This window comes from Pontibacter aydingkolensis (genome assembly GCF_019443125.1).
GTDB classification, from domain to species: domain Bacteria; phylum Bacteroidota; class Bacteroidia; order Cytophagales; family Hymenobacteraceae; genus Pontibacter; species Pontibacter aydingkolensis.
Genome location: NZ_JAHYXK010000003.1, coordinates 375074 through 387307, shown reverse-complemented (window position 1 = coordinate 387307; position 12234 = coordinate 375074). Strand labels below are relative to the sequence as shown.

The following is a 12234-nucleotide window of genomic DNA, read 5'->3' as shown; positions in this document are numbered from 1 at the left end:
AGGGGATACTCGGTAGAGCACAGGGTAAGCAGGGTACTTTTTAATCGATACCTACCTTTTTTATACATATAGCTTGAGCTTATTAAAGTATAAGCACCCGCTTGGTAATATACTTACCGGAATCTCCTTTTATCCGGAGTAGATAAAGCCCCTTTAAACCTGTGGTATCCAATACTTTTATTACACCCACTTCTTCTGACTCTCTTACTATTCTTCCTGTCTGGTCATAAAGCTGAAGATTGGCCGAATCATTAATGAGGGCAATGTGTAAGGGGCTGCCTGCAGTTACCGGATTAGGGTATACTTGTGCAAATCCCTGTCTGGCGTAACTGGCTTCTTCTATGCTACTGAAATAGAATACATTATTTAGTGTTTCTACTTTTACGCGGTACAGGTTTTTACCCGGAGCAGGATCTGGGTCGTTTAACTTTAGCGTCAGGCTTTTTACAGCGTTTATTTTACTTACAGGGTTATATACTCCGTTTTGCTCGCGCTCCAGAGTAACAGATACCAGCTGATAAAGTGTGCTAAGCTCCAGGTTAAACCGCATTGTGTCCATCACGAATTGCTCTGGCAGAAAGCTTTTTACATAGCATCCTGTTCCTGGCTTGCTATGCCTTACCGCATCGCTTGTCTCAGCCATCATCCCCTCTACCACAGGAGCGACTAACACATAATCTCCCAGGTACTGCAATGTTTTTTTATCCAGCACGGCAAGTGTGTCGGCTGTGGTAAGTAATTTTTCGGTGTAAGCTTTGTCTACATGCAGCAACTGATATTCGCTAACGCCACTTAAGGCCGGCCAGTGCACCATAGAGTTATCTGTGCAATCGAAGCCTACCTGTAATTTTAATTGCTTTGAAAGTATAAATGGCTCAGATTCTATACTTGTATTTGCTCCCGAAAGCCGGAGCTTTGCCACAGCTACTGTGTCGGGGGCCTGCCAGTCAAAGTAAAGATCCGATGTAGCTAGTTCTTTAATATGCGTCCAGTCTTTGTCCTGCGATAATTTATACTCCAATTGCACGGATTCATCTATTGCGTTTCCCTGCCAGCGGATCTTGTTTACCTCGCCGGCTTTTAAGCTGAGGCCCAAAGCAGGGTATAACCACTCCAGTTCTTGTTCATACTCATACACGAGGCTAAACCCCTGGGCTTTGTCCTGCACTTTATAGCCTTTTACCAGCAACTCATACTCTCCGGCAGCAGGCAGGTCTATGGTTACCTGCTCCACATTATTCAGTCGGTCCACACCACGTTTGGCTGGTTTAGATAGCGAATCCGGATGTGGGTACGTGCTGAGCACCCAAGGAAGCCAACTGGCACCGGAACTACGGTGATGCACTTCTAGGTCAAGGTCGTTTATAAGTGCAGTGGCTGCAGTAGGCTCCGCTTCTTTGTCGTGCCATACAATAGTTACCTTTAATTGCCTGGCACCTTCCGGTACTTTGATAGTATAAGACTGTTGTTCGTTTTGGGCTACTGCGGCTTGTATAAACCGTGTTTCAAGTATGCTTCTCACGGCACCTAAGGCATCGGTATTGCCATAACCGGATTCAAAGTCTACAGCTTTTCGGCCTACATCGTCGGCACTATTAATAAGGGCAGCCTTTACCAGTGCTGCGGAGGGCAATTCGCCGCTAAATTGGTTTTTATAGGCTTGCTGCAACAGCACAGCCACTCCTGATACAACAGCTGCTGCCTCTGAGGTGCCCGCAATGCCATAAGCCACCAGTTCAGGTTTTATTCTGCCGTCGTAGGCAGGCCCGCGGGAGCTGAGCAGGCCTACTGTGTTGCCAGGCTCCAGTGCTCCCACACTCAGGGTATTTTTAGAATTTTTAAACTGGCCAGTTAAGTTCGCAAAGCCAATAAGGTTTGCATAAGTGCCTGTGGTTTCGGCCTTGTTGCCGCTGTTACCCGACGAGAAAACATGCAGCAACTGAGGGTTCTGGAAAACCTGCTCGTCGTAGGCAACCGATTCGAGACCATAGTAGTTCTCTACCCCAACGCCATAGGAGTGATTTTGTACACTAATACCGCTACTTAATAGCTTGATACTGTTATCCGGGAAAAGCTCTTTGAAGTCTGATGTGGCAAGTATGGCTTTGGTGGCGATACCTTTACCTCTTGGTCCTGAGTTTCCGGCGCCGCCTATAATAGTAGCCATGGTGGTGGCGTGTTGAGTATAGCCTGCGGCAAATGATTCTGGTGCCAATACACGTGCCTTCAGATCAATATCGTTGGGGTTAAAAGCACCCTCTTTAACAGATACCACCATGCCATCTCCTGTTAGTTCCTGGAATTTGGATTGGAGGACAGGGATGTTATTGGCGGCAAAGTTTACATCCTTTAACTCTGCTTCCTCCTTGGGTGTCCTGTTTGTCCTATCAACGAAGGTAACATGGGGGCAAGTTAGCAGCTGCTTTAGTTGTGTTGCTTTTACACTGGTAACCGAAAAAGTATTGGCAGAAACTGTAAGTTCTTTGGCATTAATGTTTAGATTATGCTCCTTTAGCCATACTTTAAAAGCTGCTTTGTTTTTTACGGCTATTCTATAGTTTCCAGAAGTATTTTTCTGCAGCGACTGATGCAGAGTTGGGGCTAGTTTTGCTGTAGTTAGCTTCTGTAACAGAACATCATCTTTACCCTGAGCATACATTACTATAGGAGATATTACCAGAAGCAAGAGAAGTAAACAACTCTGGAAGCGCGCGTAAAGATTCTGCATACGAAATTATTGAGAAATCAAGTTTTGCCCGGAATAAGGAACGCAAAACAATGCTAAAGCTAAAGAATTGCCCTCAATAACACAATACCTGTAAGGCGCCTTAACACAAGAAAAATCAATGATTTATACTTTGTTGCTGGCCTGTAATGTAAGGCTGGTGCAGATTGCCGTGGATTGCATGTTATCTTGTTTTAGTGCCCGTCAGATTATACTTCTATTGCTGCAGGTTTTCTGCAAAACTTGTTATTAACCTGAATACCTCTGTGAATTTTGTAAGCGGCAATTGGCTGGCAAAATCCTGGGTGTTATGATAGGCTGCGGTACCGCCTAAAGTATAAAAGAAGAAGGCTGGTACGCCCTGCTCCGAAAAGGGGTAATGGTCTGAGTTAGCAGCTTTGCCGCGGCTCTTTATTTGGGGAAGAAACCCATTTGTTTTGTTGATTGAGTCTAGTAAAGTAAACTCCTGCTTATGTACTTGCCCGTTCACTACCATCAGGCCATCGCCGCCGGTGCCCAACAGGTCCAGGTTAACCAGAAAGCGGATGTTGCGGAGCGGGAAAAGCGGGTTTTGCACATAATAGAAAGAACCCAGTAAACCAGCTTCTTCGGCAGCGAAGGCGATAAATGCCATACTATACTTTGGTTTGTTCTCTGGTTTGGTGTAATGCTCTGCCAGTTCAAGCAGCATGGCCGTGCCGCTTGCATTGTCGTTGGCTCCCGGAAAGTATACATCCTTACCTTGACCGCCCAGGTGGTCATAATGGGCTGTGAAAACCAGAAAGGAATCGGGCCTAGCACTACCCTCCACAAACCCGATTACATTTTTGGCCTGGTGGTTAGGCTTAAGGCTGCTTATTATACTATATTTTATACTTTTCGCATTGGCGGGCCAGGCACTAATCAGTACCTCCAATACAGGTGTGCTTTCTGTTTTATGTGCTACAGTGGTTAATAGCGCCTTTGGCTGAAGTATAACATGCACCTCGGCTTGCTGCAATTTTTGCTGGTACGGCTGCGGCAGCTGGCCTATTGCTTTCGCATCCTGCTGGCGGTATACTATACCTTTGCCTTTGAAATTTTGAAAGAAGAATTTTTTTGCTGTGGCAGCATTAGTCAGAGTAAGAGAATCTAGAACAAGTATAGCCGCTTTGCCTGAGCCGGAAGGAGAGGAGGCACGCGCCACAAAATCTTTACCTGCTGCCAGCTTCTTTCCATCTATCTCTAATTGTGGCGTTTCGGTGATCCTGTTTACCGGAAAACTGAAGGTCTGACAGTATGAATTTCCCAGCGGTTTAAGCCCCATCTGTTTACACCTGTCCCGGATATAGTTGGCTGCTTTGGCATCCCCGTCCAGTATATAGCCTCTACCGTGAAAGTATGGACTGGCCAATGTATCAATAGTTTGGCGCGCACGCTGCATGTCTTGTGCAGCGGTGGTGCCAGCCAGCAGAAGTATAAAAAGGAGGGGAGTATAAAGCTTGCTCATCTACTAAAGATAAGCATCTGCAGGGAAAAGAATGAAGTCTAAATTAAGAATTACCAGATGTAAACCCACTTAAACAGCACAATGCCCATCAGGCAGCCAACGGTATTGGCAATTACATCCATGATATCGCCCTGGCGGCCATAGATAAAGAAGTGCTGCATTAGCTCCACGGCTATCCCAAACAGAAAGCTGATAGCAAGGCTGGCCCTGATAGCGTAATGGCGCAGTTTAAGGTATGAAAACTGCTTTGTAAGTCCGACGATCATCAGGAAAGTAAGCACCCCAAACAGGAAGGCGTGGGCAAACGAATCGAAGGAAAAAAGCTCCCAGATCGAGAGCGAAGGCATAGAAGAAGAGGGCAGTAATGTCGTTAAAAGGATCATTACTGCCCACAATATGGTAAACAGATTATAGCGTAGTATCAAACCGGCTTAATCTCTCAATTCAAAAAATTACTGACCGATCAGTTCGCGGTAAGCCTCTGCAGAAAGTAAATCTGCTGTCTGGCTGTTGTCGCTGATAGACATTTTAATGATCCAGCCATCTCCGTAAGGATCTGAGTTTACCAGTTCTGGGCTGCCTTCCAGCTTATCATTAAACTCAAGTACAGTGCCGCTTAATGGGCTAAACAAGTCAGAAACAGTTTTAACGGCTTCTACAGTACCAAAAACGTCTTCCTGGTTAATGTCTTTGTCCACAGTGTCGATGTCTACATAAACGATATCGCCAAGTTCGCTCTGAGCAAAATCAGTAATGCCTACATAAGCTACATCGCCTTCAATGCGTACCCACTCGTGGTCTTTGGTATACTTTAAGTTCTCTGGTAAGTTCATTTGTTCTATCTGGTTAAGATTACTGCTCAAAAATACGGCCTTTTTTGCAATGCCAAAATTTTATTGCAAACTAACTCGTAGTTGAACGCCGCCCTCTGTTACGCTGTTACGGAACGACGTAGAAATTTTAGGATCAGAAACAGTGCGCAATACATAAAACTGTATGTTGACGCGCTGGCTCAGTACATAATCTACAGTTGGCCGCAACTGCAACTGGCGTGTACCATTGGTTATCTGGTTCTGGCTAACTTCAAAGCCATCCTCATCAGTGGCAATGGCGCGTTGAACTGTCTGGTTATCGCGTACCGAGAAATCAAGGCGCATGGTTAGTTCATTCTCCAGTATCCGTCGCTTGCCTGCAATACGGAAAGGTATTCTGAAGTTGCTGGTAGCATAGCCAAAACCAACTACATAATCTTTCACGTTGGTTTCTGTTACCTGGGCATTGGTCAGGTTCAGCGACAGGTTACGCTCGATCTTATACTCTATACGGCCGGTCAGGTTCGTTTTTGTCCTGAAGTTAACGCCTAACAGCGGCGCCAGCCTCTCCGACACCGTCATCTGATTTACGATGTAGTATGGTATCAGCTGTCCGAAATTGTTCGTGGCAGTAGGGAAGCCGGCTGGCTCCTGATCATACAGCAGCGAGGTGGTAAAGCTAGTAATATTAAGGCTTGAGTTATAAGCGTGTGTAATGTTTACCTGGCTAAACCATTGCTGGAAAAACGGCAACTGCGATAAGCCATTGTAATCTAAACGCCAGTTCGGGATAGGCAAACGCTTAAACGGATTATCGTCTGCATCTGCTTCGAAACCATTTATATCGCGGCCCTGGTACGCGTATAGGAACGACTTAATAAGCACATCCTGCGAGTTTAAAGTATAAGCTGTGTCGGTTACAGCAGCCGGATTGGCGGTTAACAGTTTTTCGCGCACATCGTAACGGTTGCGGATAAAGTTCTCGAAAGCATTTGATGTACCGGCGCTGCCAGACTCAAACAAAGTGCCAAGAGCCATAAACGAGGTTGAGAACGCTCCCGTGTTAAACGGATTCTGGCGTTGGTCTGCTGTGCCTACCTGTCCGAAATCATCAAACTCTTTGCGGTAGAAGATTTCCTCTATGGTTGATTTGTTACGGCGGACATCCAACTGCACATTAAAGCTCTTAAATGGCTCCAGGTTTGCCTGCGCCCTGAAGTCTTCGGTAAGTATACTGCTAAGCGGTGTGTTCAGGAATTGGCTACTGTCGGTGTACCAGCCATTCTCTTTAGCTCTAAAGTATAAATTATCTAGGTCGTACTGTTTGCCAAGTATAAACGGCAGGCCCGGTGCTTCAAAATCATCATCAAACCCGAAGAACTGCGTACTTGGCAAGTATCCAGGTAATAGAGTTCCACGGTTCTGCAGGTACGTAAAGTTGATAGAGCGCGTCATCATCAACGTTCGGGCCAGCGCTTTGGCAAACTTCATTTCAGAAGCCGGCTTTTGTGCAGTTGTATCGCCAGGAGCCGGTGCAATTGGGCGGCCTGTCGGTGCCGGGGTGTTTACCGCCTTCAGGAATTTGACCTTGTTGTATAGTTTAACCATATCGAACTTACCGTTTACAGTAAATTCGGTGTTGTTCTCTACAGTATTGCCTAGCCTGAAGGTAGTATCCTGGTTAAGCGCTGTGGATCCTGCCGTCCAGATGTAGTTAACAGCGTAGCGTGTATCGGCACCTATCCAGTCTACCAGCGGGAACTTGTCAAGCGGTAATTTATAATTAAGCGCCACCATCTGGTTAAAGTTGGTATTACGGCCAAAGTTCTTTAGGTTATCCCAAATGATCTTGTTTTTATAAGCTAGCGAGTCAACCTCCCTGTCTATCCTGTTGTCTGGTTCGTCTATAATGGCTCTGTTAGTGGCCGTATAGTCAAGCCCCAGGCTTTTGGTGATGTCCCACTTGAGGTCGTAAATGCGGTTAAAGTAGAAATACTTCTGAAACACCGGGTTAATGCCTCTTGTCGTGATAAGCCCTGTTTCCGAATCGCGGCGTTGCAGGAATGTTTCGTTGTAACGGCGGTCCAGATCTGCCCTGAAATTAAAGCTGCTTGGTAGCGGCGTAAAGTTCAGGTCTTTTATCAGGCGCAGGTACGGCGATTTCATACTTTCTGCATTCGCAAAAGGTGCAATATTTTTTGGGGTGGTGTTATAAGTATAAGCTACAGCCCCATTGTACGTTCTCGTTAGGTCTCTGTCGGTTTCGATGTTGGTAAACAGTCGCTCCGCATAAGAATATGAGAAAGACAGATTCTCAATATCGTAAGGCCGTACTTTGTCTTCCGGGTCTGTTCGCTCTTTTCGTACGTTCAGCAGGCTTACACTTTTGCGTGTTTCGCGGGTGGTCACTTCTTTTTTGTATTCTCTTTTGGCCTCTTCAGATTCAAATCTTGTTAATGATTCCTCCAACGGTACGTCTTTATCTAACGGGTCGAATTGTGGTTCGCTATTCAGGGTACCGTATTGCACAGAGACCGGCACTCTGATGCCCAGTTTTTCTGGCAGGAACTTGTCTGCAACAATATTGGCGCTTACATCAAACAGGGCGGTGTTTTCGCGTGCACGTTGCGCTATTTTCTGCTGCAATCCGCCAAAGCCTATGGTAGTGTAAGCACCTGTTGCAGTAATGTTGGCAAAGTCTGCGAGTTTAGTGTTCAGGCGTCCGTTGGCAGCCCAGCCAGACTGGTTACGGAAATCGGTTACTCTTAACTCATCTACCCACATGCATACTGAGTGAGGCTGGCCGTTATCGCTTGGGTTTCGGATACCGATCATGATACCCTCTACTTCACTAAAATCAGGGTTACCTACTACACGTATGGTCTTGCCATCTATATTTACATCAAACGGCCGGAAGCGGTCGAAGCCAGGTTGTTTGTTGCGGAGCACTTTGGCATTTACAAATTCTTCGAGAGCAATATCAATTTGGTTTCCTTGCGGCCAGATGGCATCCGGGGTTAAGCTTCCCTGCGGTGTAATTTCCAGGGGCACCACGTACTCGTAGTAGTTCTGGGTAAAGTCGGTACCGATACGGATAAAAGCCTGCACATCGCCATCTCTGATTCCCGGCTCCTGGCTCTGCGCATGAATAAACATCTTCAGGCGCTTGTAAATAAGCATGTCCAGGGTGATATTCTTATATACAGCCTTTGAGAAAGAGTCCTTCAGTTCATCCACGCAAAGCTGCAGCGACTGTTCGTTCTGGCGGCGGTCATTTGTAGAGGCGTAATCACGAAGGCGCTGAATGCCAGGTGGCACTACATACGGGATAGTTCCTTCCAGGGCCTGTCCGTTTTCCTCAATGTTTACCGTAGAGATGGTGAAAGACCTGGCATCGTCGGTACAGGTAAGGCACGGATTGCCGTCGGTAATTGGCTGTAGGAATTGGCGCCACTGGTTTGCTACAAACTGGAACTGTACAAAGCGCATCACCACCGGGTCGGCAAACTCGGTGAGGTACATACGCATGAACCTGATCGACTTAAACCCGCTTATGTTGCCCACGCTGCCTGTTGGCTGGCGTATCGGCACACGGAACTGATACCACGTTACATCGCCTTTCTGGATAGCATCTACAATATAATTCTGACCAACGTTTAGCTGGCCTGGCTGCAGGTTTATCTTGTACTCGTAATACTGCTCCACGTCGTTTATCACGTTGTCGCGGTTCAGGTCTTCTTTATCCGGGAAGGCGTAGTTGGAGAAGCGGCTGTTCTCAGGTGAGTTGTTCTCCATGCCGTTAAAGTTCTTGTACCTGGCAAGTATACCGGCGTTCTGCGCATCGTATCTTTCGTCCAGGTGGTGAAGAAAGTTATCTGCAGATGGGTCGTCGAGCACGGTTTGAGGAGGTGTGCCGGGAATCTGGTTCAGGAAAGTGTTCTGGAAAAAGCTACGTTCGTTGGCATCGTTTAATCCATCCAAGCCAATATCCTGGAACTGGCGTGCTCCTGGTTCACCGGTAAAGGCATCTGTAAGAAACTGCTGCGTGGTCATACGTCCCCAAATAGATTCTTGCACACCCTGCAGGTTATCAGCAGAAGTAGGTAGTCCGTTTTCGAAGGAGTAGCGGTTATCCTGAAGTATGTCCTCTGAAACACTGCCCAGGTTAAATACCAGTTGGCCTCCCTCGTTTCTGGTGATCGGGTTGCCCTGTGCGTCTTTTCTTCCGTTAGGCCCGGTGATAAACGGGTCCATCATCCAGAACTCAATGTACTCTATGTTGGCATTGTCGAAGTCTGTATCAAAAGAAATATCACGGCTGATACCACCCCAGTTTTTTCGAGGGTCTCCTGCCAACAGGCCTTGAGATGTAAGGTTTGGGTTGTAGTTATACTGGCCACGCTCACTTGGGTAATACGCCAGGTCAAAAGTATACTCAAAGGTGTTAGCTACCTCTGGGTCACGGCCCGGGAAAACCTCGTTTCTCTGAACACCACGTACATAATGGTTTGCAAGCTCATCCTTGGTTATACTTTTGGGCCTTAGGCCGTTGGCATCTCGGTAGAAAATCTGATCAATAGTATACCAGGCTAGTTTTGCCCGGTTGTAGGCGTTAGCCAGTCCTGTTCCAGGTACAAGTGGGGCAGGAGTGGCGGCCAGGCGCCAACTTGTATTATTAAAGCCTCCTAAACTGTATGGCGTTTCAGCGCCTTCAAAGTCATCAATGTATGAAGCGCCATCTTCATTGACCGCCGATTTGGTTTTGGCTGGTACCAACTGCGCAAACTCACCGCTAAACGAAACCAAAGAGGGCACCTTGGTCTGTATCAGTGGTATGGCATCTGTCATTTTGGTCAGAAAACGCGACTGCTTCTGCACATTTACATCAAAACCGTAAATGGTGTTGTTTGATGGCTCATCGCCTATACTTACCCGGTTAATGTATGGCTGCTCGGCCAGGTGCAGTACTGTAGCCCCTATATTTACATCCTCATTCAACCTGTAATCAAAACGGGCACCTAACAACGAGCGCGGCTGTATATTAAGCAGTTCGGCTTTCTCGTAGGTAACACGCAAATCGCTGGCTGAACTGATATAACTCGGGTTCAGGATTTTTATTCGGCCTAAGTCGTAGAATACCTGGTAGTCTGTTCCTTCTACCAAACGTGTACCACCAGAGTATACAGCCACAGACCCTTCGGCAATTCTAAAGCCCGGTAACGTTATCTCGTCTGCTGATGTAGCCTGTAAGCGTCCTTTTAAATAAAATTTTGCCTTTACATTATTCTGCTGGGCATCTGTTTGGGTTTGATCATACAGTTCCTGAAACACATAGCGGTCAACCAGTTCTGGGCGGCCTTCGAGTTTCTGTGCAAGGTAACTGCCAAACGGCTCTACTTGTGGGAAGAAGATACGGCCGGACTCAGTGTCGATGGTAATGCCAGGCAAAAAGTCGAAGTTACCGTCACTTGGCTTGTCGTTGTTTGGGTTAACGTTATCCAGGTTAAGTACTTCCACCAGCGGAATATTCTGGATAGGGCTTGGCTCTTTTATACTTGTAATGTCTACACCGGTCTCATCATCCTTGTAGATGATCTGCATCTGGAAGTTCTGGCGGTTTACCTGTGTGGCATCCAGACTGTACACGTTTTTCATCATCAGGTCCCAGGTAGGGTACTCTAATGCGGGGTTAGTTGCGCGCAGCAACTTCATGTGAATTACTTTTTGGTCGTCCAGGTTTTGATAATCCTCTATCAGCTCACCTACCTGGTAGGTCTTGCCATTGTAAGTATATTCAAATGATACACCGAGTACCTGGTCTGGTAGGAGGGCAGTGTTCAGTGAAATATAACCTAGCTGCGGATTGAATTTATACTCTCTTGGGTCTAACTTACGTGCGCGGACATGCTCGAAGTCGATTGTTTTTTGCAGGCCCTGGCTACGCAGATAATCACCTACGGTGCTGTTATCACGGGCCTGGCGGTTATTAAGTAAACTATAGAGTGAGTTGCTGCTATTATCTGCCGGTGCCGTAGGAGGCCTTGTCTCAAACCTGTCCCTGAACGGGTCGGCCTCACCAAGGTCCATGTGGGCTACTATGTTGCGCAGGTTCTCTGTTGATCGGTTATTGTTGGTAACGTACAGTTCCAGGCGACGAATCACAATGCCTGAGTTTACCAAAGGCAACTTGGCCAGTGCCTGGTCGTAACGGCCCCGGAAAAACTGCGACAGGAAGAAGTGACGGTCCCGGTCATACTCATCTACCCGTATCAGGAAAGGCTTGTTTTGGGCTCCGTTCTGGATAATGACTTCGTCATTACGGCCACGCACGTTAGAGGCAATGGTTGTAACGCCCAGCCGGCCAAACTGCAGCTGCGTTTTAATACCGAACAGGTTTTGCGCGCCGGTAATAAGAGAGTTATTAAGCGGAAGGCTTACGTTACCGGCTTCTACCTTGCGTATAATCTCTTCTTCATAGCCTGTGTAATCCAACTTCATGTTATTCTCAAAATCGAAGTTGGCGTTGTTATCCCAGTTAAAGTTTATGCGCATTTTCTCACCTATCTTACCTACAAGGTTAAGGGAGATGTTCTGGTCAAAATCAAAATCGCCGGTGCGCTGCTGGCGTAAAGGTATAGTTGGGTTCTGGTTACGGTTAAAGCGCGCGCCAAATTTAAGCGACACGTTACCGTTTGGCTGAATATCCACATAGTTGCCCCCGAAAATACGATCAAAGGCCGGGCTGATGTATATTTTAGGTATAAGCCTGTTGCTGCTAACCACACTTTCGCCATCGAGCCCTGCAGACTTGGTGCGCCAGTAATTACGTATGGCCTCGCGCTGCTGCCACTCGGAATACTGCTTCAGTGTCATAGACGATGGCGGACGGTAATTTACATCGCCCAGGGTTTCTGTAATATTATACTGCTGCAGGCTGTCATCAAGCTCCACATTTAAATGTAAGTTGCTTGGTTGCCCTAATAACAGAGGAGATGGGCTGGTGCGCGTGCTAAAAGGATTGCCGCGTCTGTCGCTGGGTACGAAGGTTGGCCTTCTGCTTGGTATATAAGCCGTATCTTTTTTAACTGTATCCTGGCGTGCTAATAAATTTTGGAGTATAGTATACTTGATCCTGGCCGTTGAGCGCAGTACTTCCGCCTGCGACCACCAGGCCAGCAAAGAAATAGCTGCAACCGTTGCCATTAGCA

General features: G+C 47.0%; 5 protein-coding genes. All 5 read right to left on the bottom strand.

Annotated features, from left to right (window positions below; genetic code table 11):
- Positions 1–82: 82 nt before the first annotated feature.
- The gene (locus K0O23_RS06145; RefSeq protein ID WP_219876502.1) at positions 83–2659 is read right to left on the bottom strand and encodes a S8 family serine peptidase; all 2577 of its coding nucleotides are present in this window, start codon (positions 2657–2659) and stop codon (positions 83–85) included.
- 283 nt (positions 2660–2942) lie between these two features.
- Positions 2943–4214: a M28 family metallopeptidase gene (locus K0O23_RS06140; RefSeq protein ID WP_219876501.1), complete on the bottom strand. Its 1272-nt coding sequence runs from the start codon at positions 4212–4214 to the stop codon at positions 2943–2945.
- A 50-nt stretch (positions 4215–4264) separates the two neighbouring features.
- Entirely contained in the window at positions 4265–4597 is a 333-nt protein-coding gene (locus tag K0O23_RS06135; RefSeq protein ID WP_219876500.1) for a VanZ family protein, read from the bottom strand.
- Positions 4598–4666: 69 nt separating this feature from the next.
- Positions 4667–5047 (bottom strand): glycine cleavage system protein GcvH, encoded by a 381-nt coding sequence (gene gcvH / locus K0O23_RS06130; protein WP_219876499.1) that lies wholly within the window; start codon positions 5045–5047, stop codon positions 4667–4669.
- Positions 5048–5107: 60 nt separating this feature from the next.
- Positions 5108–12229, bottom strand: a complete 7122-nt coding sequence (gene sov / locus K0O23_RS06125; protein WP_246596952.1) for a T9SS outer membrane translocon Sov/SprA — start codon at positions 12227–12229, stop codon at positions 5108–5110.
- Between the last annotated feature and the right edge of the window lie 5 nt (positions 12230–12234).